Origin of the sequence: Amycolatopsis sp. NPDC021455 (assembly GCF_040640995.1) — a bacterium.
GTDB lineage: Bacteria > Actinomycetota > Actinomycetes > Mycobacteriales > Pseudonocardiaceae > Amycolatopsis.
This window is the reverse complement of record NZ_JBFACT010000005.1, coordinates 136,408-161,119: the sequence shown is the minus strand read 5'-3', so window position 1 is coordinate 161,119 and position 24,712 is coordinate 136,408. Positions and strand designations below refer to the sequence as shown.

Sequence of the window (24,712 nt, the reverse complement as noted above, 5' to 3'; positions counted from 1 at the left end):
GCTACCCTCCAGGTAGGACGCGGCACCAGATCTCGACCATCGTCTCGGTCACGCGATCCAGGCCGCCGGGTTTGGTCGACGCGTGGTAGAAGTTGCGTTCGGTCATCCAGCACAAGGCCTCGGCGAGCGCCGCCGCGCCGGCCGGGCCGTTCCCGTCCGGCAGGCCGGCCGCCACGAGGACACGAGTCATGGCCTCGGCGTTGTTGGCGACGGTGGCGCGCCACAGCCGGGCGATCTCGGGCACTTCGGGGCCGAACTCGACCGCCGCCCGCATCACGAGTCCGTGCTCACGCCAGGTGCGGGCCGTGTTCTCCACCGCCCTTCGCACGGTGTCGCGCGCGGGCAAGCCCGGGTCGGCGGACTGGTCGTCCATGTGCAACCGGGCGACGGTGCGGGCGACCAGCGCGGCGAGAACCTCCTGTTTCGACCCGAAGTAGAAGTACAGCGAGCCGCGCGAGATCCCCGCACCCTTGGCGATCGACTCGACGGTCATCGGCTCGGTGTGTTCCCGTTCGAGCAGGACCTCGGCGGCGTCCAGGATCGCCTGTTCCCGCAGGTCGCCCTTGGTCGGCGTGTCACGACGTTTCGCTGCCACGACCCCACTATGACACAGTGCCGAGAAAAATCGACGCTATGTCGAAAATATTCTGCGTGACGTAGACCGCACTCCCCCGTCGAGGACACGGCCGGATGAGCGGAACGGCCCGCGACCGAAGCGGTCGCGGGCCGTTCCCGGCTGTCTTCCGGTCAGGATTGGATGAACGCGAGCAGGTCCGGGTTGAGGACGTCGGCGTGCGTGGTCAGCATGCCGTGCGGGTATCCCGCATACGTCTTGAGCGTTCCGTTCTTCAGGTGCTCGACCGCCCTCGGCGCCCCACTGCCGAACGGCACGATCTGGTCGTCTTCACCCTGCATGACCAGGACCGGAACCGTGATCCGCTCGAGGTCCGCGGTGTAGTCCTCCTTCCACGAGGACACCGTCTCGTAGGAGGCCTGGATGCTGCCGGCCATGCCCTGCCGCCACCAGTTCGCGATGACCGCCTCCGAGGGCACCGCACCCGGCCGGTTGTAGCCGTAGAACGGGCCTTCCGCCACCTGCCGGTAGAACTCCGGGCGATTGCCCAGGATGGCCGCCTCCACCGCGTCGAACCACTCCGGCGGCTGCCCGGCCGGGTTGTCCTCGGTCCGCACCACGTTCGGCGTCACCGAGGCGACCAGCACCGCTTTCGCCACGCGGTCCTGGTACCGGGCGACGTAGCGGGCGACCTCGCCACCGCCGGTCGAGTGCCCGATGTGCACGGCGTCGCGCAGGTCGAGGTGCTCGGTCAACGCCGCCAGGTCGGCCACCCAGTGCTCCATGTCGTTACCGGTGCCGACCTGGGACGACCGGCCGCTGCCACGCCGGTCGTGCGCGATCACCCGGTAGCCCTTGCGCAGGAAGTAGATCATCTGAGGGTCCCAGTCGTCGGCCGACAGCGGCCACCCGTGGCTGAAGACGATCGGCCGGCCGGTACCCCAGTCCTTGTAGAAGATGTCCACGCCGTCGGAGGTGGTGATGAAGGGCATCGCGTCGTTCCTCTCTCTCGGTCCACCCGCAGCCAACGAGATCCGACACGATTCTTTGTGAGTGACCACGGCGGGCGATCCACTGCCCGTCAAGTGGGCGTCAACAAGGTGGCGCCGGTCCGGACAGCGCGTTCAGTCTTCGTCAACAACCCGGTTCCACACTGATCCGCGATCACTTCCGGGAAACGGACCACGAGGGACACATCGATGACCACATCTCGCCGAAGCCTGCTGGCCGGATCCGCCGCGATCGCGGCCGCGGCCGCCGTCGGAACCACTGCCGGAGCACCGGCGGCGCAGGCCCAGCCCCGTCCCGCCGGCAAGCAGAAGCCCACCGTGGTGCTCGTGCACGGGGCGTTCGCCGACGCGTCCGGGTGGTACGCCGTCGCCAACCACCTCAGCCACGCCGGTTATCCGGTCATCGCCCCGGCGAACCCGCTGCGCGGCTTGACCCCCGACACCGCCTACTTGAAGAGCATCCTCGCCACCCTCGGCGGTCCGCTCGTCCTCGCCGCGCATTCCTACGGCGGCAACGTGATCACGAACGCCGCCACCGGCAACCCGAACGTCCAAGCGCTCGTCTACGTGGCCGCGTTCGCCACCGAGCAGGGTGAGTCGCTGAAAGACCTGCAGACGAAGTACCCGGGCAGCAGGGTCGACGAGACGGCGCTGGACTTCCGTCCCAACGGGGAGAGCGTCGACGCCTACATCAAGAAAGCGGTGTTCCACGACGTCTTCGCCGGCGACGTGCCCAAGGCGACCACCGACCCGATGTGGGCCGGCCAGCGGCCGATCGACGTACGCGCCCTGGGAGAACCGTCCGGCGTTCCGGCCTGGAAGACCATTCCCTCCTGGTACCTCGTCGCCCGCGACGACAACGTCTTTCCCGCCGCCGGACAGCGGTTCGCCGCGCAGCGGGCCGGCGCGCACACTGTCGAGGTCAGCTCCTCCCACGTCGCGATGATCTCGCAGCCCGCCGCGACGGCCGAGCTCATCAAGCGCGCCGCGTGCTGAGCGAGTCCACGATGCTCTGTCCGATCAGCCCATGCGCGACCGAACCGGGGAGCGCCGGATGACAACCCGAGTGAGCCGGCAGACCGTCGACCTGTCCGCCTATCCGGACCTCATCGTCGTGTACCTCGGTATGCGGGTGAACCGCCTGTACGGAATCCGGACCTTCTTCGGCTTCGGCCGGGAAATCGGCAAGTCGGTCGTGGACGAGCCGGACGGCCTGCTGCTGCACGAGCCCGTGTACTACTCGTTCTTCCCGATGAACATGGGGATGCGCCAGTACTGGCGGGACCTGCCCTCGTTGCTCGACTTCGCCCGGTCGGAGCCGCACCGGCAATGGTGGCTGGACTTCCTGAAGGACTCCGGCGGCACCGGTTTCTGGCACGAGACGTACTCCCTCAAGGGCGGTATGGAGGCCGTCTACGACGATGTGCCCAAGCCGATCGGGTTCGGGCGCTTCGCCGGGGTCCAGCGCGCCCGAGGTCCCTTGTTCGGTTCGGCGGCCCGCCTGGGGCGCTCCTACGACAGCAGCCCGGTCCTGAGCGAGACGGACCTCTACGAGTCCTGACTCACTCCGGCCGGCGCAGAAACGCCCTGCGCTCCTCGGGGGTCAGCTCGCGAGTCACGTGCTGGTCGGCGTAGGCGAGGACCTCCCCGATGGGGCCACAGACCGGGCAGCGCCAGGTCCGTACGGTCCCGTCGTCGTGGGCGGACAGGTAGCGGCCGTCGGCGGAGGTGGTCACCCGCTCCACCGAGGCACGGAAGCCGCGGAAAACCAGGGACTCGCCGGGGCGGTCGAGGGACCACCGTCGCACGGTGCCGTCGTTGCCGCTGGTGATCACGTACCGGTTGTCCTGCGTGAACGTCGCACTCCACACCAGCCCCTGGTGTCCGGTCAGCACGACCGGGTCGCCGTCGCCGCTCACCCGCCACACCCGTGCCGAGCCGTCGTTGCCGGCGCTGGCGACGCGGGTGCTGTCCGGGCTGAACGACAGCCGCCACACCGCGCCACGATGACCACGGAGCACCACGGGCTCACCGGGACGGGCGAGGTCCCAGACCACGATCTCCCCCGTGTCGGTGGACGCGGCCAGGCGTTTCCCATCCGGACTCCAGTCCACGTACAGGTACCCGGTCACCGACGCCCGAAGTTCCATCGGCTTGCCGGCGCCGGTCGAGTCCCAGACGGGGAGGACGTCCGAACCGTTCGCGACCGCGACCCGCCGACCGTCCGGACTGAAGGTGGCCTGGGGCGCCTTGTCGCCGAGGCCCCGCAGCACGACCGGGTCCGCGCCCCCGTCCGCCGGCCACACCCGCACCATGCCGTCCTCGGCGACGCCGAGCACCCGCGTGCCGTCCGGACTCCACGCGACGTGCGTCATCGGGCCGCCGCCGGGCAGCACCCGCGGATCCGTCCGCCCGGACAGATCCCAGAAGCGGAGCGTGCCGTCCTTGCCCGCGCTGACCACCCGGCGGCCGTCCGGGCTGAACGCCGCGCAGCAGAGCTTGCCCGTGTGGCCGCGCAGGACCACCAGGTCAGCGGCCGGCTCGAGGTCCCACACCCGAGCCGTGCCGTCGTCACTGACGCTGACCAGAAATTTCCCATCCTGGCTGAACGCCGCGGCCCAGACCGTGCCCCGGTGCCCGCGCAACACGATGGCGGGTGCCCGGGTCCCGGCGTTCCACACGCGGATCGTGCCGTCGTCGCCGGTACTGGCGACCAGCCTGCCGTCGGGGCTGAACGCGAGGCCTTCCGCGGTGCCGTCATGACTGCCGAGCACGACCGGATCACCCGAACCCGTCACGTCCCACAGCCGCACCGTGCCGTCCGTGCTCGCCGTCGCCACGTGCCGTCCGTCCGGGCTGAACTGGACCATCTCGACCGAGTTCCGGTGTCCGGTCAACACGATCGGGGCACCGGCGCGGTCGAGGGGCCAGATCCGGACGGTGCCGTCACCGCCGCTGCTGGCCAGGCTCCGGCCGTCCGGGCTGAACGCGATCCCGAGGACGCGCCCGTCGTGACCACGCAGCACGTCCGGCTCGCCGGTGCCGTCGGCCCGCCAGATCCGGATCGTGCCGTCCTGCCCGGCGCTCGCGACCCGCTGTCCGTCCGGGCTGAACGACACGGCCCAAACGGCGTCCTGGTGCCCGCGCAGCAGGACCGCCCTGCCGGTCTTCAAGTCCCACACCGACACCACACCGTCGCCGCCGGCGGCCGCGATCCGGGTTCCGTCCCTGCTGAACACCGGGGTCCACACCTCGCCGCGGTGGCCGCGCAGCACGACGGGATCCTTCTCCGGTACTCCCCCGTTCGTCCACGTCCACACCCGAAGCGCGCCGTCCGCGCCGCTGGTGACCAGCTGCCGGCCGTCCGTGCTGAACGCGACGCCGGTGATCTTGCCCTCGTGTCCGGTGAGGCCGGCCCGGACGTGCGAGTCCATGGCGGCCTGACGCAGTGCCGCCTCGGTTTCCGCGCCGGGGCGAACCCGGTAGGCCTCCCGGGCCAGCAGAAGCCCGAGCTCCGGGTCCAGCTGCGCCTGCGTGCGCGCCTCGGCGATCAGCTGGCGGCTGTAGGCGAGCTCCCGTTCCTCGGCGTTCTTGCCGGCGAGGATCAGCGCGAGCACCGCGAGCACGGTCACCACGGCCGTGGCCGTGACGAAGAAGCCGAACGCAGCGCGCGTTCGCCGTCTGCGGGTCCGGCGTTCGCGGTCGGCGACCTGGAAGCTCCGGGACAGGAACTCCCGTTCGGCGTCGTTGAGCCGCTGCCGGGAGTCGTCCCGCCACGCGGTGAGCCGCGCGCCCCGGTACAGCAGGTCGTCGTCGCGGTCGTGGCGCTCCCACTCGGCGACGGTCTCGGTGAGCCGCCGGTGCGCCAACAGGGCTTCACGATCCTGGGCGAGCCAGGCACGCAGTCGCGGCCACGACCGGATCAGTGCCTCGTGCGCGACCTCCACGGTGTCACCGCCGACGGTCACGAGACGTTCCTCGGTCAACCTCGCCAGCACCTTCGCCACGGACTCCGCGCCCGCGCAGTCGAGCAGCTCGCTCCGCGCGACGCGCCGTTTCGTGTCCTCCGTCCCCTCGCCGAGCGCGGTCAGGCGCAGGAAGACGTCCCGGGCGACCTGTTGTTCACCGGGGTCGAACTCGTCGAACACCCGGTCGGCCGTCCGGGCGATCGCGCCCCGCAAACCGCCCGCTTGCCGGTAGGCGGCGAGCGTCATCCGGTCGCCGGACCGGCGCTTCCACGTCTCCACCAGCGCATGCGACATCAGCGGCAGCGCACCCGGTTCGTCCGCGGTGTCGGCGACGACCGCCTCGACGAGTGCGTTCTCCACGGTCAGCCCGGCGCGGACGGCCGGTTCCCGCACCACGGCCCGCAGGTCGTCCGCGTCCATGGGGCCGACGAGCACCTGCCGGTCGCGCAACGCCGTCACCAGCGCGGGATATTGAGCGCACCGCGCGTAGAAGTCCGCCCGCACACCCAGCACGACGCGGGCCGGACTGTCCTCGCCGGCGGCAGTCAGCAGGCAGTCGACGAAGGCGCGCCGTTCGTCCTCGTCGCGGCACAGCGTGAAGACCTCCTCGAACTGGTCGACGAGGATCACCAGCCGCACCGTCTCCGCCCGGCCGGCGAGGACCTGCCGCGACAGCACACGGACGGCGCCGGGGTCGGCGCGCAGGTCGGTGACCATCGACGCCGCGGAGATCCCGCCGAGGTTGGCGAGGTGGATCGCGAGTTGTTCGACCGGACGAGTGCCCGGTGTCAGCAGGATCGTGGGCCAGGCTTCGCCCGGCGCGATGTCCCCTCGCCGGATCGCGGGCAGCAGGCCGGCCCGCAGCAGCGACGACTTGCCGCTGCCCGAGGCGCCGAAGACCGCGAGGAACGGAGACTCCGCGAGCCGGGCGCACAGCTCCTCGAGCAGGTCCCGCCGGCCGAAGAACCGGTCCGCGTCCTCGGGTTGGAACGACGCGAGCCCCAGGTACGGCGCTTTCGCCGGATCGTTCTCCTGGGTGTCCGGCATGAGGTCGAGGCAGGTCTTCTCCCAGCGTTCCCGCCAGACGTCCGGATCGCCGCCGCAGGCCTTGACGTAGGCGAGCGTCACGCGAAGCGACGGAAACGTCTGCCCGCCGGCCGCTTCGGACAGCGCGGTCACCGAGTACCGCGCGCGCTTGGACAGTTCCCGGTAGCTCAGCCCGCCGGCGGCGGACCGAAGCTGCCGCAACTCCGCGGCGAAACGCTGCAGAGCTCCCTCTTCCGCATCGAGTGGACGCTCACGTCTTCCTGACTGGGTCATGGGAGCCTTCCCGGAAAAACTGGAGATCGCCAGGAGCCGGCGACCCGTTACAGGCACGGATCACGGCTCGTCGCGCGTTGTCCAGCTCCCCTCGAGGCACTGGACAACACCACGGCGAACAGCGGACTTCCTTGTCCGGGTGGTCGGCACAGCTGCTGGACAATCCCCGCGTCGCTATACCGGGAGGCATCCGTCCCCACTCTATCGATGGCGAGGCTGAGCCGGTCGTGAGCAGCTCCCTGAGTCTCCAGGTTCTCGGTCCGCTACGACTCTTGCGCGACGGCGTCGAACTCGACCCCGGCCCGCGCCAGCAGGCCTACCTGCTCGCCCTGCTCCTGGCCCACGGCGGCCGGCCGGTCTCCGCGAGCGTATTGATCGATCTGATCTGGGACGACGACTCCCCCGCCAGCGCCGTCAACGTCGTCCAGAAGTACATCGGTGCCCTGCGCCGGATCTTCGAACCCGAACTCCCGCCCCGCGATGCCGGTTCTTACCTGCACCGGCACGGAAACGGTTACCGGCTCACCACCACCCACGGCATGCTCGACCTGATCACGTTCCGCCGGCACGTCGAGACCGCCAGAACCCACCTCACCCGCCACGACGACCAGACCGCTCTCGACCACTACGCCGAGGCGCTGGGACTGTGGCAGGGCCCCGCAGGCCATGGACTCACCCACGGTTCAGCGGCGATGCCCGTCTTCACCGCCCTCGACGGGGAGTTCCTCGACGCGTGCGGTGCCGCTGCCGACCTGGCGATCTCCTTGGGCCACCCCCATCGAATACTGCCGCCCTTGCGGCTGGCCGCCTCGATGGCGCCCTTGAACGAGTCGGTGCACGCGAGCCTCGTCACCGCGTTGGCCGAGGCCGGGCACCAGGCGGAAGCGCTCGCGGCGTTCCACACGGTACGCACGCGCCTCGCCGAGGACCTCGGCATCGATCCCGGCCCTGCTCTCCGGGCCGCGTACCAACGGGTGCTGTGCCGGACCGGGGCCGTAGCCCCCGCATCGGGGACACCGCGGGTAAGCGGTCTGGTCGGCCGGGTCGAGGAGCTCGCGGTGCTGCACCGGGCGGTGGCGCCGGGATTCGCCGACGGTAGCGGGATCGTCATCGTCGAGGGCGAGCCCGGAGTGGGAAAGACGCGCCTGCTGGAGGAGGCCGCCACCGAGGCGGAACGACGCGGCGCGCTCGTCGCGTGGGGTCGCTGCCTCGACGACGACAGCACGCCGCCGATGTGGCCGTGGGAACAGGCGATCGGCACGGTCCTCGACGACCTGCCCATCGCGGCGCGGGAGAAAAGCCTGAGCGGAGAACTCCGCCACCTCGTCGGTCCGCGCGAGAACGGCCCGGGCGACCGGTTCGGTCTGTTCGAGCGGGTCGTCGCCGTCATCGGCCAGGTCTCGGCGCGGCGACCGGTCGTGCTCGTCATCGACGACCTGCAGTGGGCCGACGCCGCGGCACTGCGGCTGTTCGGTCATCTGGCGGCTCGGCTGCCCCGGGGTGTCGTGGTCATCGGCGCGCTCCGCGACCGTGCGCCCGCCCACCGCGGGGAGCTGACGCGCACGCTCGCCGCGGCCGGCCGGATCCCCGGCCATCACCGCGTCCGGCTCGGCCCGCTCGGCGAGGACGAGGTGGCCGAGCTCCTGCGCCGCGAGACCGGTCAGGACCCCGATCCGGAGGCCGCCCGCACCATCCACGCCCGCACCGCCGGCAACCCGTTCTTCGTCCGGGAACTTGCCCGGTCGCTCGCAGGCCGTCTCACCGCGGACGCCGCACGAGCCGGCGTGCCGTCCACCGTGCACGACATCGTCCACGACCGCCTGGCCGGCCTCGACCACGACTCCCGCGATCTCCTCCGGCTCGCGGCGTTCATCGGGCGCGAGGTCGACCTCGACCTGCTTGCCCGAGCCGCCGGCCTGGACATCGCGACCTGCCTGGACCGCCTCGAACCCCTGGACGCACTCGGTCTGTTCACCCCTGCTCCCGACGACCCGTTCTCGTTCCGCTTCACCCACGACCTGGTCCGCGAATCGGTCGCCGAAACCACACCGCCCTCGCGGGGGAGCCGGCTGCGTCTGCTCATCGCGGATGCCCTCGGACACACCGGCTCAGCCGGCATCCGCACGCCGGCCGTCCCCGCGGAGCCGGAACCGCCAACCCCGCCGGTCCTCACCGTCGTCGTCGGCAACCGGGCCCTGGCAGGCCATGACCCGGCGCTGCTCGACCCACTGCAGTGGGGACTACCGTTCCACTACGGGCTGATCGGCGAGATGTCGCTCGCGGCAGGACTGCCGGACGACGCCGCGGCGGCTCTCGAGCGGGCCGAGTTCTTCCTCGAGGCCACCGGCCGGCGCGACGCGGAGAGCATGCTCCTCCTGCTGCGAGCACGGCTGCTCCAAGCCCGCGGTGAGCCCGCCGACACCGTCCGTGCCGCCGCCGAGCGAGCACGGGCACTGTCCCTTGAGCGCGAAGCCCGCCTTTTCGCCCACCAGGCCGAGAAATTCCTCGCGGCGCTCGAGCCGCATCGCACCGAGAGCCCCTGCGGCGACTGCGATGGCGCGGACGTTCGACAGCTCCGGCCACGTTGACCATCGGCACGCCGGGTCACTGCTGGGGCATTTCCGGAGCACCACGCTCCGCCAGGCGGCCGGAGGCCGCCGCCCGTAGGGCGGAACTCAGTAAACCGAATGCAGGATTTCGGCGACCTCCGCTTCCGACGGCAGAGCTTGAACTCGATCGCCCCCGAGATTTCCCGAACTGCCTCGATCGCCGCGCCCGCCCAGTCCGACGCCGGTGTCACGTGCAGCGCATGGATGTCGACATGTCAATCCAGGGCGCACCCGGCGCGAGCGCTTCGGCCGCTGCCCCGCGCAGGAGTACGCCGTCGGCGCAGGTGGCGGGAGCTGGCCACCCACCGGGCGCCGTTCTCCTTGTCGTGGCGCGGTTTCCGCTCCTGGCACCGAGGGGCGGAGGCCGCCCGCGGCCCCCGGGCGGCGGGGCCGCGGGCGGTCCGGGGCGATCAGCCGACGTAACGGACGTCCGCCGCGGGCGTGTAGCCGAGGGTGCCGGTGCTCAGGTACACCGTGAACCAGCCGTTGAAGGCCAGGCAGGGGGCCGGTCCGGTCATGTGCTGGCCCGTCGTCTTGGTTCGCACGACCGGGTACTGCACGCCCGCTCCGCTCCTGACGACGGTGTTCCTGATGGCCACGTACGTGCAGTCGGCCGTCACCCCGTCGCTCGACGTCGCCGTGGCGGGCGCCGCCGGCGCGGCCTGGGCGGTGGCGGCCGCGCTGAACGCCAGCGCCACCACCAGGCCCGCCAGACCCAGTCCTCGTCGTACCGCTTTGCTGTTCGTGCTCATGGCTTTCTCTCCGATGTCCGAAGCGGGTTGTTCTTACGGCGGAGAGTTTCGGCGAACCTCCCGGTCCCGAGGTGGTGGCATGTCCGCCATCCTGCGAATCCTGTCCCCGGTCATCCCGTAGTGGCTCAGGAAAGCCTGACGCAGGGTCTCCGGCGACCGGAACCCGCAGCGGCGGGCGATCGCGGCCAGGGACAGTTCGCTCCCGCGCACCAGGTGGGCGGCCGCTTCGGTCCGTGCCACGCGAACCGCGTGCGCCGGCGTGACGCCCCACTGGCTCGTGAACAGCCGGTTGAGGTGGCGGGTGCTGATCCCGGCGCGAGCCGCCAGCGCCGACGGGCTGAGGTCCTCGGCGAGATGGGCGGCGATGTACCCCGCCAGGTCCCGCACGACGCGGTCGCCCGGTGGCGGCGCCAGGAACGTGCTGATCTGCGCCTGGTCGGCCGGCCGATGCAGGTAGGCGACCATTTCCCGCGCGACCTCGCGGGCCAGCGTGGGGCCGTGGTCGTCCTCGACCAGCGCGAGCGCGAGGTCGAGTGCGCTCGTGACGCCGGCGGAGGTGTAGATGTTGCCGTCGCGAACGTAGAGGGGGGCCGAGTCGACGGTGACGGTCGGGAACACCGACGCCATCAGCTCGCTGTAGCCCCAGTGCGTCGTCGCCCGGCGGCCGTCGAGCAGACCCGCCGCCGCCAGCACGAACGCGCCGGTGCACACCGACGCGATCCGCCTGCTGCGCGGCGCGAGGCGCCGCACCTGCGTCAGCAGCCCGTCGTCGGTCATCGCCGTCTGCGTGCCGTGGCCGCCGACGACCAGCATGGTGTCGAGCCGGCCGGTCACGGACGCCAGCCGCCGGATCCCGGTGAGTCCGATCCCGGACGAACTGCGCACCGGTTTCCCGGTCACCGACGCGAGCTCGATCGCGTACGGCGGGGCTCGCCCGGTATTCGTTCGCGATTTCGAACGTCGCGGTCGAGCACGCGACATCGAGGATCTGTGCGTCGTCGTAGGCGACGACCAGCACCCGCCGGGTCGCCGTGTCCTGGGTGCTCAACCCGCCATCCCCTCCCCCACCTCCGAAACGCCGATGGCCCCGAACCATCGTCGCCGAAGCTCAGCGCGCCGACAACGGCGCTGAAAGCGTTCGCCCGGGAGTTCCCTCGCCCGCGTCAAACGCTTTCAACCGCGATGGCGAGAGCACAACCGTAACCCGCCGGCGGGGGCTCGGACGGTGGTGGGACCACACGTCGGCCGGGGCGCTCGGCCGGTCCTCCCGGCCGGCGCACGGCCCGGACAGTGCGGTCGTCACCGCGAAGCCGCCGGAGTCGGGTCCGAGCGCATCTAGGCCAGGCGAGACGCTCCGCGCAGTGTTGGTGATGCGCTCCGAACCGACCGGAGCGGCCCGTCAGCCGAGGAGTGAGTCATGAGTGTCCTTACCCGCGACCCGGAGTGTGATCGCGAGCTGACCGGCGCGTCCGCCTACGGGATCCACGACGCGCTGCTCACCGAGGTCTGTTCCGCGATGTTCCGGACGTTGCCTCGCCGCGACCAGCGCCGCAAGGGCATGGAGTACGTGTTCGGCCTGCTGGCCGCCAGCGGGCGCAAGTCGATCCGCAACATCGCGGCGCTGTTCCGCAGACAGGCCGCCGAACAGAGCCTGCACCACTTCGTCTGCAGCTCCACCTGGGACTGGGGGCCGGTGCGGAATGCGCTTTCCGAGTTCGTGGTCCGCGTGGCGCCGCCGCAGGCCTGGGTGCTGCGGCCCATGATCATCCCGAAGGCCGGGGAGCATTCGGTCGGGGTGGACCGGCAGTTCTTCGCCGACATCGGTCACGTGCTCAACGCGCAGCGGGCGGTCGGGGTCTGGGCCGCGTCCGAGGAGCTGTGCACCCCGGTGAACTGGCGGTTGTGCCTGCCGCGGGCGTGGGACCACGACCGGAAGCGGCGCGCCCGGGCCGCCCTCCCGGACACCAGGATCAGCGAGACGATGAGCGACTGCGCGATCAACGCCTTCCTCGACATGATGGCACGCTCCGCACTCCCCACCCGGCCGGTCGTGCTCGACGCCCGTGACCTGGACGCCACGAAGGTCATGCGCAGGATGCGTGCGGCACACCTTCCCGTGCTGGCCAGGATCGACGGCGGCGTGCGGCTGGCGGTGACCGATCCGGCGCTGACCGGGCACCACGCCGATGTGCTGCCGGCGCACCACATCGCGAGGGCGGCCAAGCACTTCCGGCGCCCGGTGACGTGGCGGGACGGCAGTGCGGACGCGCTCCCGCGCACCCGGCTGGTGGCCGGTGTCCGGGTCCGGCTGCCCCGCGAAGTGCCGTTCTCCTCGTGCCAGGGCGATCTCCTGCTCCTGGCGACGGCCGAGGTCGGCAAGAAGCGGCCCGCACAGCTCTGGCTGACCAACCTGACCGGCACCGACCTCACCGCACTCGCGCGGTTGACCACGCTGGTCGACTGCCTCGAGCACAACTTCGCGAACATCGCCGACCAAGTGGGCGTGCGCGACTTCGCGGGACGTTCCTTCGGCGGGTGGCACCGGCACATGACGCTCGCGTCGGCCGCTCACGTCGTCTCCGCCATCACCCGCCGGGACAACGCCGTGACCAGTCAGGTGTCGTGACCCGGCCCGGAACCCTCGAAGTGGTGACGCAGCCGCGACAGCCTCAGCGCGAGCTGGATGTCCAGTGCCCGCCCCGGCGACTGCCAGCCGGGCCCGAGCAGCTCACCGACCCGGTCGAGGCGGCGGGCCACGGTGTTGGCGTGGACGTGCAGCCGCTGGGCCGAATGGGTGGGGCTGCCGCCGGTCTCGAAGTACGCTTCGAGGGTGCGGCAGAGCTCGGTGGAGCGCTGCCGGTCGTAGTCGATCACCGGCCCGATGGTCGTGCCGATGAACCCGTCGACGTCCGGGCTGTCGGAAAGCAGGACACCGAGAAAGCCCAGTTCGCTCGCCGACGCCGCGCGGCCGGTCGCACCGATGACGGCCATCGCGTCGAGGCACCGCACGGCTTCCAGGAAACGGTGGCGGACCGAGCCCGCGTCGGACACCGGCCCGGCCCCACTCACGGTCATCGGCGGCGCCAGCAGCGATTTCAGCTGGCTCAACGCCGCCCGCGCCGCGGCGCCGGCATCCGTTCCCCGCAACAGCAGCACGCTGTCACCGTCCTTGGTGGTGCTCAGCCCGCCCATGCGATGGGCGTAGGACGCGGCCCAGACCACCCCCTTGCCCCGGCTCGACCCGTCCCCGCGCACGACGACGATCACGTGTGCCACGTCCAGATCGACACCCAGTCTGCGGGCGCGTCTCTTCAGCTGCCGCAGCGGACGGGGTGTGCTCGCGAGCAGATCGTCGAGCAGATCGCTGCGGGTGTCGGAGTCCGCGACGACCGCCTTGCTGTCCAGCAGCAGACGGACACCGGCGGCCTGGGCGACCACCAGCAGCAGTTGCCGGTCGCGGTCGGTGAAGACATCGTTCGGACGCACGAGCAGCGTGCCGAGGTACTCCTCCCCCGCGAACACCGGTGCGGCCCACCGGCCATCGGGTAACTGGACGGTTTCGCGGGCGACGTGCGCGTCCACCGTGGCCGACAGCGCGCTCTCCCGCTCTTCGGGCATTCCGCCGGACGCGGCCAGGATCCCGCCGTCGGCGGCCGTTATCCGGACGGCGCTGTCCAGCAGCGCGCTCGCTTTGTCGGCCAGTCCGGACAGGTCGCTCCCGCCCAGGACGTCGTCGATGAGCCGGCGATGGATGGCGTTGACCTCCCCGAGCCCCGCCAGCCCGGCCTCCGCGGCGGCAATGCTCCGGCGGAAGCCGGCCGTCTCCTCGGCGGCTTTGCCGAACCGCACCGCCCGGTCGATCGTGACGCCGACCAGGCCGCCGAGAGCGCTCATCAGCGATATCTCGTCCACCTTGAAGTGGCGCACGCTCCGGTCAGCGGCGTAAAGCACACCGAAGGTCTCGGTGCCGAAGGTCAGTGGTACCGCCATCACGGCGCGCAGGCCTTCCGTCCGCACCACCTCGTCGATCAGCTCGTCGTGCGGAAAGCGTTCGTCGGCAAGGTAGTCCGGCGACCAGAACGGCGAGGGATCCGCCAGGACCGTGCTGCCCATGCCGCCGGTGCGCGGTAGTCTCAGTCCCACGCTGAGCGTCGAGGTGTGCCCGTCCGCGGCCCGGATGACCACGTCGCCCCGGCTCTCGTCGGGCAAGCTGACGTAGGCCATGTCGGCGTTCAGCAGCAGCCGCGTCCGTCTGGTCGCGAGGACGAGCAGGGTGTCGAGATCATCCGGCACGGCCAGGTCGCGCGCGGCGTCGACCAGGGCCGCCAGCGAGGCTTCGCGTTGTTGGCGCCGCTCCAGCAAAGACCGGATTTCCAGCCCCAGCTGCTTGGCACGCTCCACATTCGCCACGCGCGCGCCAGAACCGCTTCGACGGGCTTCGGTCACCAGCGATTCGAACTGCCCGGGCGCGGCCTCGGTGACCAGGAGCTCCAGGACAGTCAGCTCATCAGACATGTTTCCCATCCCGCCGGCGCTTACGTGCATGGTACCGTGCGGCTTTCCGGAATACATGGTCAACACGCATCTTCCCCACGCCTCGCCCGCCGGCACATCGAAATTCACTTTCCGCTACCGGCGCGAACCGCGAATTTCCCACTGACCGGGACACGCCCACCGGGGCGCCGCGTTGATCATTTTCCGCATCACACGGCCCGCCGAAGACCAATCCGGCTCGATAATCGCCGCCGACGGCAACGATCGCGTTTCGAACCGGCTCGCCACGTCCGCCATCAGCGCGACACCGGTGATTCAGTCACCACCGCCGCCGACAGGTGTGTTGCCAGGTGACCTTCCCCGCGAAGTGCGCGTCCGGCAAAGATTATTCCTCGAAACCGATCACGACGACCGAGGGGACGACGATGCAAGCCGTCAAGAACTACCTGCTTTCCTTGGAGCGCAGCCATCGGGCGCGCACCCGCCCCGACCGCCCGTCGGTGTTCACGATGTACGACCGCGAGTGGGATCTGCTCCCCGATGTCTTCGCTCCGATCTATTCGCGATCGACGGACGTGGCGATGAATTTCCTCGGGCTGGGAAAATCGCCCGGCGCTCCACGCACCGGTTCCTTCCTCGAGATCGGTTGCGGCACCGGCTTGATCGCCGTTTCCGCGGCACTGGCCGGGTGCGACCGGGTGGTCGCGACCGACATCAATCCCGCCGCGGTCCGGAACGCCGCCATGAACGCCACCCGGCACGGCGTCGGCGACCGGTTCACGGCGACGCACAGTGACCTGTTCGACCGGCTCGACCCGGACGAACGTTTCGACACGATCTTCTGGAGCTCCAACTACGTGGCCGCGCCCGCCGGATACGAATTCCGGAATCCGCACGAGCAGGCCTATGTGGACCCCGGTTACCGGACGCACCACCGGTTCCTCGCCGAAGCGCCGCGCTGGCTCACCCCGGACGGGGTCATCCAGCTGCACTTCAGCACGAGGGGCGATCTGACCGGCCTGCTCCGGACCGCCGGAGAGTACGGTCTCGCGCTGCACATGAGGCACAGCCAGGTGATCCAGGAAGGCGACGTCGCCGTCGAACACATGCTGGTCGACGTGACACGTGCCGCCCGGCCCGCCGTCCTCGGTTCGTGAAACCGGGCCGGCGCGGCCAATCTTCCGCCCACCACAACCGACCGCGAGGAAACCGTGCGCACGCTGCTCATCGACAACTACGATTCCTTCACCTACAACCTTTTCCAGTACCTGGCCGAAGTGAACGGCACGGAGCCCGAGGTCGTCGTCAACGACGATCCGCGGTGGCGGCCCGGGCACCTGGACGCGTTCGACAACGTCGTCGTGTCGCCCGGGCCCGGTCACCCGGGACGACCGGCCGACCTGGGGATCTGCCACGAGGTCCTGCGGCATTCGCGGTTGCCCGCGCTGGGCGTCTGTCTCGGGCACCAGGGGCTCGCCGCGGCGCACGGCGGCCGGGTGGTCCGGGCGCCGGAGCCTTACCACGGCCGGGTTTCGACGATCCGGCACACCGGGACCGAGCTGTTCGCCGGGTTGCCGTCCCAGTTCGAAGTCGTCCGGTACCACTCGCTCGCGGTGGACGGGCTGCCGGCCGAGCTCGAGCCGACCGCGTGGACGCGCGACGGCGTGCTGATGGGGCTGCAGCACCGGGAACGACCGCTGTGGGGCGTGCAGTTCCACCCCGAGTCGATCGGCAGTCACCACGGGCACCGGCTGCTCGAGAACTTCCGGTGCCTGTCCGCGCGACGTCGCCGGCCCGCCCGGCGTTCACCTCGGGTGGTGGTCGCGCCGGACCGGTTCCGGGACGAGCACACCCGGCCGCGCCGGCTGCGGGTGCTGACGCGGACGCTGGACACCAGGTGGGACGACGAGGTCGCGTTCGACGGGCTGTTCCGCCGGAGCGGACACGCGTACTGGCTGGACAGCACCCGCCAGGACGACCCGGCGGGCCGGTTCTCGATCATGGGCGACGCCGACGGCCCGGCCGGACGGGTGGCCAAGGCGGACGTCTTCACTCGCACGATCACCGTCGAACCGTCGGCCGCGGGCCGCCCGGCTGCCACGCGGATCGTCAGCGGCGAGTTCCTGCCCTGGCTCGCGCGGGACCTGCGCCGGACCCGGACCGAGGTTCCCGAGCTGCCGTTCGACTTCGCGCTCGGCTGGGTCGGATACCTCGGCTACGAGCTGAAGGCCGAGTGCGGCGGCGACCGGGTGCACCGGTCGGAGCAGCCGGATGCCGTCATGGTTTTCAGCGACCGCGCGGTGGTCCTCGACCACCACACCGGGACCACCTACCTGCTCGCCCTCGCCGAGGACGGCGACGAGCGGGCGGCCCGCTCCTGGCTGGACGACGCCACCAGCCGGCTCGGCCGGCTCGCCGGGCGCGAGCCGGGCCCGGTGTCTTCGCCGCGGCCGCCGGGCGAACTGCGGCTGCGGCACGACCGCGGCTCCTACCTGGGGATGATCGGCCACTGCCGGCAGCAGATCGCCGCCGGCGAAACCTACGAAGTGTGCCTGACCAACATGGCGGAATCCGAGGGCGTCGACCCGTGGCAGGGCTACCGGCTGCTCAGGCGGACGAGCCCCACCGCCCTCGGCGCGCTGCTCGGCTTCGGCGAGGTGTCGGTGCTCAGCACCTCCCCCGAGCGGTTCCTGCGCGTCGATCGCGAGGGAGTCGCGGAAACCAGGCCCATCAAGGGAACCCGGCCACGCGGGCACACCGATCCGGAAGACCGTGAGCTCGTGGCCGACCTGGCCGGCAGCGAAAAGGACCGCGCCGAGAACCTCATGATCGTCGACCTGGCCCGCAACGACCTCGGGCGCTGCGCCGAGGTGGGTTCGGTCGAGGTGACCGGGCTCTTCCAGGTCGAAACCTACGCCACGGTCCACCAGCTCGTCAGCACCGTCCGGGCGAAGCTCGGCGCCGGCCACGACGCGATGGACTGCGTGCGGGCCGCCTTCCCGCCTGGGTCGATGACCGGCGCGCCCAAGCTGCGGACGATGCGGATCCTGGACGAGCTCGAAGGTGGCGCCCGAGGGGTGTACTCGGGGGCCATCGGCTATTTCTCGTTGACCGGCGCGGCCGATCTCAGTGTCGCCATCCGCACCGCCGTCGTGACGCCGGGCCGGGTCCGCTACGGGATCGGTGGCGCGATCACCGCGCTGTCGGATCCCGACGACGAGTTCGAGGAAACCGCCGTCAAGGCGGCACCCATGGCGCGCCTCACCGGCGCCGGGTTTCCCGGATCGGCCGGCCGCACGCGACCGGCGGGGACCGGAAGCCGCTGAGGTGAAGGCGAAGGCGCCGCCGGTGCCCGCGGGGTCAGTGCGGCGTCCAGCCCGCCGCGTGCAGCTGGACCGACACCTGGTCCCGGAGCTTCCGCCAGGCGTGGGCGTGCCTGCGCGCGGTGGTGCTGTCGAGCCGGTCGGCCACCGCGGAGCCGGAAACACCGAGCCGTTCGAACTCCGCGAGCACGGCCGAGGCCTGGTCGTCCTGGCCGGTCAGCGTGTCCCCGTGCAACTTCGAACCCCGGCCGACCGCGTCGAGGGTGGCCGGCGACATCGCACTCGCCGTTCCCCAGGCGACGAACTCGTCGGCGTACCAGGTGGCCGGACGGGCCGGGTCGGACATGGCCGTGTCCGTCCACATGAGACGCGGCGGGCGGGCGCCCGCACCTCGCAGGGCTCGCCACCGGTCGGTGCCGAGCCGCCGGTCGTACACCCCGTAGGCCAGGCGGGCGATCGCGAGGGAACCCTGGCCGCGGAGGGCCCGTGCGGCCGTCGTGCCGACGACGTCGAGGCGGGCGTCGAACTCCGCGTCGATCCGGCCGACCGGCAGCGAGGTCACCATCCCGATCCGGGGCAGCGGCAGGCCGATGTCGGCGGCGAGCTCCAGGCCGTCGAAACCGGCGTCGAGGACATCGCGGTACCGGCGCACGGAGACGATGTCCGAGACGTGCACGCCGATCCCGGCGCCCAGGCACTTCCTGATGACGTGCAGGGTCTGCTCGGCGGCCCGGATCTTGACCAGCAGGTTCGGCCGGTTCACCAGCCGGGAAAGTTCGACTGCCTCCCGGACGGCCGGCTCGACGTCCCCCGCCGGCACCGGCCCCAGGTCGATCGACACACAGCCGTCGAGCTGGCCACCGGTCTCGAACTGCGGCCGCAGCTCGGCGCAGGCCAAGCGGGCATCGTAGGCGGACAACGACCGCACGGCCAGTTCGGCGGACACCTTCCGCTCGGCCAGCGACTTCAGCCGCTCGCGGTAGTGCCAGTCGTCCGCCACCGCCGCACTCAGGGTGTCCACATTGGACGTCACCCCGCGCAGCACGCCTTCCTCGATGAGGGACATCAGCCGGCTGGACCTGAGCAGTTCCTGGGAGGTGCCATCCAGCCACGGTGAGACGCCCTCGGCGGCCAGCCGCCGGATCCCGTCGTTCTCTGCTTCGGCCATGGCTCCTCTCTCGACGAACCTCGATAACCCAGCGTAGGCGCCGAGGCCCCGGCTCCCCCTGCCGAGCCGCCCGACTGTGTCACGTCGGCCGACCTGACGCAGTAGCACCGACCTGACGACGTAGCACCGGGCCGGTCGCGGAGCCCGGCCGTCCCCCCGTTCACTATCCACACAGTCGGCGAGGCGAACCAGGAACAGCTACCACCCTTTTCGCGCACAGGGGTCCGATCGTATTGGGAGACACCAGTGGAAGCTCTACTCGATGTCCGGAGGGAAACGACTCCGCAGCAACCGGAGTGGGAGGACGCGGCCCAGGTCCAGCGAGTGCGGGAAGAGCTGGCGGCCCGGCCCGCGCTGGTCTCCGCCGCGGACACCCGCCGGCTGCGCAGCCTGCTCGTCAAGGTCGCCACGGCGGAAGCCCATGTGGTCCAGGCGGGCGACTGCGCGGAGGACCCCGCGGAGTGCACGGCCGGGTACATCGCCCGCAAAGCGGGTTTGCTCGACGTGCTCGCCGGCACCATGAAGCTGATCACGCACAAGCCGGTACTCCGGTCGGCCCGGATCGCGGGCCAGTTCGCCAAGCCGCGCTCGAAGCCGACCGAGTGGGTCGGGGACTGCGAGCTCCCCGTCTACCGGGGACACATGGTCAACTGCCCGGAACCCGATCCCGACCGCCGCCGGCCCGACCCCGACCGGCTGCTGGCCGGCTACCGGGCCGCCAGTGACGCCATGCACCACCTCGGCTGGTGGGGACCGTCCGGCCGGTCGGCGATCGACCCGCCGGTGTGGACGAGCCACGAGGCGCTGCTGCTCGACTACGAGATCCCGATGACGCGCCGCGACGAAGAGGGGCGGTGGCTGCTCACCTCCACGCACTGGCCGTGGATCGGCGAGCGGACCCGCCAGGTCGACGGCGCCCACGTCGCGTTGCTCGCCAAGGTCGTCAACCCGGTCGCCTGCAAGGTGGGCCCGGCCATGCGGGCCGACGAGCTGCTCACCCTCTGCGAACGGCTCGACCCCGGGCGCGAGCTGGGCCGGCTCACCCTCATCGCGCGGATGGGCGCCGATTCCGTGGCCGAGCGGCTGCCGCCGCTCGTCGCGGCCGTGCAAGCCGCGGGACATCCGGTCATCTGGCTCACCGATCCCATGCACGGCAACACCGTCACCGCGCAGGACGGCCTCAAGACGCGGCTGCTGGACACGATCGTGCGAGAGGTCGAGCAGTTCCAGTCGGCCGTGCGGGCCGGCGGCGGCGTTCCCGGTGGGCTTCACCTGGAGAGCACTCCCGACGAAGTCACCGAATGCGTCCGCGACGAGTCCTGCATGGGGGACGCCGGAACCAAGTACACCAGCTTCTGCGATCCGCGGCTCAACCCGGCACAGGCGGTGTCGGTGGTGACCGCGTGGCGGGGCTGACCGCTCTTCCCTCTCCCGGAACCTCAGGAGGTCTGCAATGGATGGCAAGGTGGCCGTCGTCACCGGTGCGGCGAGCGGGATCGGAACCGCTGTCGCGCGTGCGCTCGGTGAGCGCGGCGCCGTGGTCGCGGCGGTCGACCAGGACGTGGCCCGGTTGCACGAGACCGTGGCGAAGCTGACCGCGGACAAGCTGGACGTGGTGGCGTGTCCCGCCGACGTCACGAGCGTCCACGAGGTCGAGGAAGTCGTCGACGCGGTCGAACGAGGACTGGGGCCGCTCGAGTTCCTGGTCAACGCCGCCGGGGTGCTGCGGCTGGGCGAGGTGCGGAACCTCACCGACCAGGCCTGGGCGGAAACCTTCGCGGTCAACGCGAACGGTGTCTTCCTGATGTCCCGGGCCGCGGTGAACCGGATGGTGCCCCGGGCCAAGGGGGCGATCGTCACCGTGGCGTCGAACGCGGCCGGGACCGCGCGGACCGCGATGGCCGCCTACGCGGCGTCCAAGGCGGCGGCGACGGCGTTCACCAAGTGCCTCGGCCTGGAGGTGGCCCAGTACGGGATCCGCTGCAACCTCGTCGCTCCCGGCTCGACCGACACGCCGATGCTCAGCTCGATGTGGCGCGACGACGCGGACCGGGACGCGACCATCGGCGGGCGCCTCGACGCCCACCGGGTGGGCATCCCGCTCGGCAAGCTGGCCCGCCCGGCGGACGTCGCCGACGCGGTCGCCTTCCTGCTTTCCGACCAGGCCGGGCACATCACCATGCACAACCTGACCGTCGACGGCGGCGCCACGCTCGGCGTCTGAGCGAGTGAGAGGAGAACACGTGGGCATCCCCGTGATAGCGCCCTACCCGATGCCGGCCGAGGCCGACCTGCCCGGCAACACCGCCACGTGGACCGCGGACCCGGACCGGGCCCTGCTGCTCGTGCACGACATGCAGCGCTATTTCCTGCAGCCGTTCCCGTCCGGCCGCCAGCCGGGGGACGCGCTCGTCCGCAACGTGGCGATGCTGCGGGAAACCTGCCGCCGGTCGTGCACGCAAGTGGCCTACACCGCCCAGCCCGGAGGCATGACCGAGGGGCAACGCGGGCTGCTGCGGGACTTCTGGGGCCCGGGAATGCGCGTCGACCCGGCGGACCGGCAGATCGTCGAGCCGCTCACGCCTGCTCCGGACGACTGGGTGTTCACCAAGTGGCGCTACAGCGCCTTCTCCCGGTCCGACCTGCTGGCGCGGATGCGGGACCACGGTCTCGACCAGCTGATCGTCTGTGGCGTGTACGGGCACGTCGGGGTCCTGGCCACGGCGCTCGAGGCCTTCGCCAACGACATCCAGACGTTCCTGGTCGCCGACGCGGTGGCCGACTTCTCCCCCGGTCACCACCGGCTGACCATGGAGTACGCGGCGAGCCGCTGTGCCGTCGTGGCGACCACGAGCACCATTCTCGCCCACCTGACGACGCCCGCGAGCGACACCGCCCCGACAGGTCCGTGCTGACCGGAAGGAGATCACGATGAGCGGCGACCACGGAGAAGCCCTGCTCGCGAAGATCCTCGAGCCGACCCCTCCCCCGTTCGCCCTGCTGTACCGCCCGGAGACGAACGGCCCGCCCGCACTGGAAGTCCTCGTCGGCGAAGTGTCCACACCGGACACGATCGCGCAGGTGCCCCTCCCGGAACCGGATGGCGAGCACCGCGGCGAGCCGCGGCAGGAGGCGCTCGTCGTCATCCCGTACCGGCAGATCGCCGAGCGCGGGTTCGCCTGCGTGGACGACGGATCGCCGCTCATCGCGATGACCGTCACCGGCCAGGACCGGCTGCCGCTGGCCGAGGCGATGCACCGGCTGCCGGACGAACCCATCACCCTGGCGGACGAGCACTTCGACGTCGACGACGAGACGTACGCCGAAACCGTCCGGAAGATCGTCACCGACGAGATCGGCACCGGCGAAGGCGCCAACTTCGTGCTCAAACGCTCGTTCACCGCCGAGATCACCGGCCACCCGCCGCGCGTCGCCCTGACCTTGCTGCGCCGCCTCCTCGAACAGGAGAACGGCGCCTACTGGACCTTCGTCGTCCACACCGGGTCGCGGACCTTCGTCGGCGCGTCTCCCGAGCGGCACATCAGCGTGCACGACGGTACCGCGGTGATGAACCCGATCAGCGGGACCTACCGCTACCCGCCGGCCGGGCCGGACCTGGCCGGCGTGATGACGTTCCTGGCCGACCGCAAGGAAGCGGACGAGCTGTTCATGGTCGTCGACGAAGAGCTGAAGATGATGGCCCGGATCTGCGACTCCGGCGGCCGCGTCGTGGGCCCGTACCTCAAGGAGATGGCGCGGCTCGCGCACACCGAGTACTTCATCCGGGGACGCACCGACCGCGACCCGCGCACCATCCTGCGCGACACCCTGTTCGCCCCGACGGTGACCGGGAGCCCGCTGGAAAGCGCGTGCCGCGTCATCGCCCGCTACGAACCGCACGGCCGCGGCTACTACAGCGGGGCCATCGCGCTGATCGGCCGCGACGCGGGCGGCCGGACCCTGGATTCGGCCATCCTCATCCGGACCGCGGACATCGACCGGGCCGGCCGGATGCGCATCGGGGTCGGGGCCACGCTCGTCCGCCATTCGGATCCCGCCTCGGAGGTCGCCGAGACCCGCGCCAAGGCGGCCGGGCTGCGGACCGCGATCGAAGCGGGCGGACCGGTTCGCTTCGGCGACCACCCCAGCGTGTGCGCCGCCCTGCACGGCCGCAACACCCGGCTCGCCGGGTTCTGGCTGGCCGAAAGCACGCACCGGCCCCGGCCACGACCGGAGTTCGCCGGCCGAGAGGTGCTGGTCGTCGACGCCGAGGACACTTTCACGTCCATGCTCGCCCATCAGCTCCGGTCCCTCGGCCTGGCGGTGACGGTGCGCCGGTTCGACGAGCCGTACTCGTTCGACGACTACGGCCTCGTGGTGATGGGTCCCGGTCCCGGCGACCCCCACGACCGGGACCACCCCAAGCTCGCCCACCTGCGCTCGGCCATCGGCACGCTGCTCGCCGAGCGCCGGCCCTTCCTCGCGGTCTGCCTCAGCCACCAGGTGCTCAGCCTGCGGCTCGGCCTGGAGGTCGCCCGCCGGCCCGAGCCGAACCAGGGCGTGCAGAAGGAGATCGACCTGTTCGGCTCGCGGGAACGGGTCGGGTTCTACAACACCTTCGCCGCGGACAGCCCGCGGGACGAGATCGAGCGCGAGGGCATCGGCGCGATCGAGGTGTGCCGCGACAGCGCGACCGGCGAGGTGCACGCACTGCGCGGGCCGTTCTTCTCGTCCATGCAGTTCCACGCCGAGTCGGTGCTCAGCATGAACGGCGACCGCATCATCGCCGGGTTCGTCTCGCGGCTGCTGGAAACACTGCCGGAACCCTCGCCGACCTGACAGGGTGCGCCCGGCGCGCTTCACCACCGGCCGCCGCCGCTCTAGTTTCGGTGGCATGACAGGAGACACCATGCGGCTCGCCGTGCTCATCGGAAGCGTCCGGGAAGGCCGGGTCGGCCCCAGGGTGGCTCGCTGGTTCGCCGGCGAGGCGGGCCGGCACGGCCGGTTCGACCTCGACGTCGTCGATCTCGCGGACATCAGGCTGCCGCTCGACATGTCGAGCACGGCCGACCACGACGGCGACGCGTTCGCCGCCCGGCTCGCCGAGGCGGACGCGTTCGCCGTCGTCACGCCCGAGTACAACCACGGCTATCCCGCCGCGCTCAAGAACGCGATCGACTGGAACACCGGCCAGTGGCAGGCCAAGCCGGTCTGTTTCGTGTCCTACGGCGGGCAGTCGGGCGGTTCGCGCGCCGTCGAGCAGCTGCGCCCGGTCTTCGCCGAGGCGCACGCGATGACCCTGCGGGAAACGGTGAGCATCAGCGACCCGTGGGACGAGTTCGCCCCGGGCGGGCTGCGCTGCGACGAGGCCCGGTGGGCCGCCCGCGCGAAGCGCCTGCTCGACCAGCTCGCCTGGTGGTGCCGGGCGCTGAAGGACGCCAGGGAGAAGGACCCGTACGAAAGCTGATCGTCCACAACGGACTCGCGCGAAGAA

17 protein-coding genes and 1 pseudogene are annotated in these 24,712 nt (G+C 71.1%); 11 read left to right on the top strand and 7 right to left on the bottom strand.

Annotated features, from left to right (window positions below):
• Position 1: 1 nt before the first annotated feature.
• Complete coding sequence (locus AB0G28_RS10110) at positions 2–595, bottom strand: TetR/AcrR family transcriptional regulator (protein ID WP_361085690.1); 594 nt, start codon at positions 593–595, stop codon at positions 2–4.
• A gap of 152 nt (positions 596–747) precedes the next feature.
• On the bottom strand, positions 748–1,566 hold the full coding sequence (locus AB0G28_RS10105; protein WP_361085687.1) for an alpha/beta hydrolase: 819 nt from the start codon (positions 1,564–1,566) through the stop codon (positions 748–750).
• A gap of 207 nt (positions 1,567–1,773) precedes the next feature.
• On the opposite strand from AB0G28_RS10105, the gene AB0G28_RS10100 reads away from it, so the two are divergent.
• Complete coding sequence (locus tag AB0G28_RS10100) at positions 1,774–2,580, top strand: alpha/beta hydrolase (RefSeq protein ID WP_361085684.1); 807 nt, start codon at positions 1,774–1,776, stop codon at positions 2,578–2,580.
• A gap of 58 nt (positions 2,581–2,638) precedes the next feature.
• Positions 2,639–3,145 carry a DUF4188 domain-containing protein gene (locus tag AB0G28_RS10095; RefSeq protein ID WP_361085681.1) on the top strand — a complete coding sequence of 169 codons (507 nt, stop codon included), beginning with the start codon at positions 2,639–2,641 and terminating at the stop codon, positions 3,143–3,145.
• A 1-nt stretch (position 3,146) separates the two neighbouring features.
• On the opposite strand, the gene AB0G28_RS10090 is transcribed toward AB0G28_RS10095, so the two are convergent.
• Entirely contained in the window at positions 3,147–6,800 is a 3,654-nt protein-coding gene (locus AB0G28_RS10090) for a hypothetical protein (RefSeq protein WP_361085678.1), read from the bottom strand.
• A 344-nt stretch (positions 6,801–7,144) separates the two neighbouring features.
• Here AB0G28_RS10090 and AB0G28_RS10085 point away from each other — a divergent pair, with 344 nt between their 5' ends.
• Positions 7,145–9,460 (top strand): BTAD domain-containing putative transcriptional regulator, encoded by a 2,316-nt coding sequence (locus AB0G28_RS10085; protein WP_361085675.1) that lies wholly within the window; start codon positions 7,145–7,147, stop codon positions 9,458–9,460.
• A 431-nt stretch (positions 9,461–9,891) separates the two neighbouring features.
• Here the strand turns inward: AB0G28_RS10085 and AB0G28_RS10080 are convergent, their stop codons facing one another.
• Together AB0G28_RS10080 and AB0G28_RS10075 are read right to left on the bottom strand one after the other, a co-directional pair.
• A complete protein-coding gene (locus tag AB0G28_RS10080) occupies positions 9,892–10,233 on the bottom strand; it encodes a hypothetical protein (protein WP_361085672.1) in 342 nt (113 codons plus the stop codon).
• 33 nt (positions 10,234–10,266) lie between these two features.
• Positions 10,267–11,251 (bottom strand): annotated as a pseudogene (locus AB0G28_RS10075) (DJ-1/PfpI family protein).
• 399 nt (positions 11,252–11,650) lie between these two features.
• Between AB0G28_RS10075 and AB0G28_RS10070 the strand changes: the two are divergent.
• Positions 11,651–12,859 carry a transposase gene (locus AB0G28_RS10070; protein ID WP_361085669.1) on the top strand — a complete coding sequence of 403 codons (1,209 nt, stop codon included), beginning with the start codon at positions 11,651–11,653 and terminating at the stop codon, positions 12,857–12,859.
• Here AB0G28_RS10070 and AB0G28_RS10065 read toward each other — a convergent pair.
• Complete coding sequence (locus AB0G28_RS10065) at positions 12,847–14,856, bottom strand: GAF domain-containing protein (RefSeq protein ID WP_361085666.1); 2,010 nt, start codon at positions 14,854–14,856, stop codon at positions 12,847–12,849. The two genes, AB0G28_RS10070 and AB0G28_RS10065, sit on opposite strands and share 13 nt — an antisense overlap.
• Positions 14,857–15,077: 221 nt before the next feature.
• Here AB0G28_RS10065 and AB0G28_RS10060 point away from each other — a divergent pair, with 221 nt between their 5' ends.
• A complete protein-coding gene (locus tag AB0G28_RS10060; protein WP_361085663.1) occupies positions 15,078–15,884 on the top strand; it encodes a class I SAM-dependent methyltransferase in 807 nt (268 codons plus the stop codon).
• Positions 15,885–15,938: 54 nt separating this feature from the next.
• Entirely contained in the window at positions 15,939–18,053 is a 2,115-nt protein-coding gene (pabB, locus tag AB0G28_RS10055; protein ID WP_361085660.1) for an aminodeoxychorismate synthase component I, read from the top strand.
• A gap of 34 nt (positions 18,054–18,087) precedes the next feature.
• Here pabB and AB0G28_RS10050 read toward each other — a convergent pair whose 3' ends face one another.
• Entirely contained in the window at positions 18,088–19,218 is a 1,131-nt protein-coding gene (locus AB0G28_RS10050) for a transaldolase family protein (RefSeq protein WP_361085657.1), read from the bottom strand.
• 246 nt (positions 19,219–19,464) lie between these two features.
• Here AB0G28_RS10050 and AB0G28_RS10045 point away from each other — a divergent pair, with 246 nt between their 5' ends.
• From AB0G28_RS10045 to AB0G28_RS10025, 5 genes are read left to right on the top strand one after another with little or no spacing between them, the layout of a single operon-like run.
• On the top strand, positions 19,465–20,634 hold the full coding sequence (locus AB0G28_RS10045; RefSeq protein ID WP_361085654.1) for a 3-deoxy-7-phosphoheptulonate synthase: 1,170 nt from the start codon (positions 19,465–19,467) through the stop codon (positions 20,632–20,634).
• Positions 20,635–20,671: 37 nt separating this feature from the next.
• Positions 20,672–21,442: a 2,3-dihydro-2,3-dihydroxybenzoate dehydrogenase gene (locus AB0G28_RS10040; RefSeq protein ID WP_361085651.1), complete on the top strand. Its 771-nt coding sequence runs from the start codon at positions 20,672–20,674 to the stop codon at positions 21,440–21,442.
• A gap of 19 nt (positions 21,443–21,461) precedes the next feature.
• Positions 21,462–22,133 (top strand): isochorismatase family protein, encoded by a 672-nt coding sequence (locus AB0G28_RS10035; protein WP_361085649.1) that lies wholly within the window; start codon positions 21,462–21,464, stop codon positions 22,131–22,133.
• A 16-nt stretch (positions 22,134–22,149) separates the two neighbouring features.
• A complete protein-coding gene (locus AB0G28_RS10030) occupies positions 22,150–24,057 on the top strand; it encodes an anthranilate synthase family protein (protein ID WP_361085646.1) in 1,908 nt (635 codons plus the stop codon).
• 55 nt (positions 24,058–24,112) lie between these two features.
• Positions 24,113–24,685, top strand: coding sequence for an NAD(P)H-dependent oxidoreductase (locus AB0G28_RS10025; protein WP_361085643.1), 573 nt, complete (start codon positions 24,113–24,115; stop codon positions 24,683–24,685).
• The last annotated feature ends 27 nt before the right edge of the window (positions 24,686–24,712 follow it).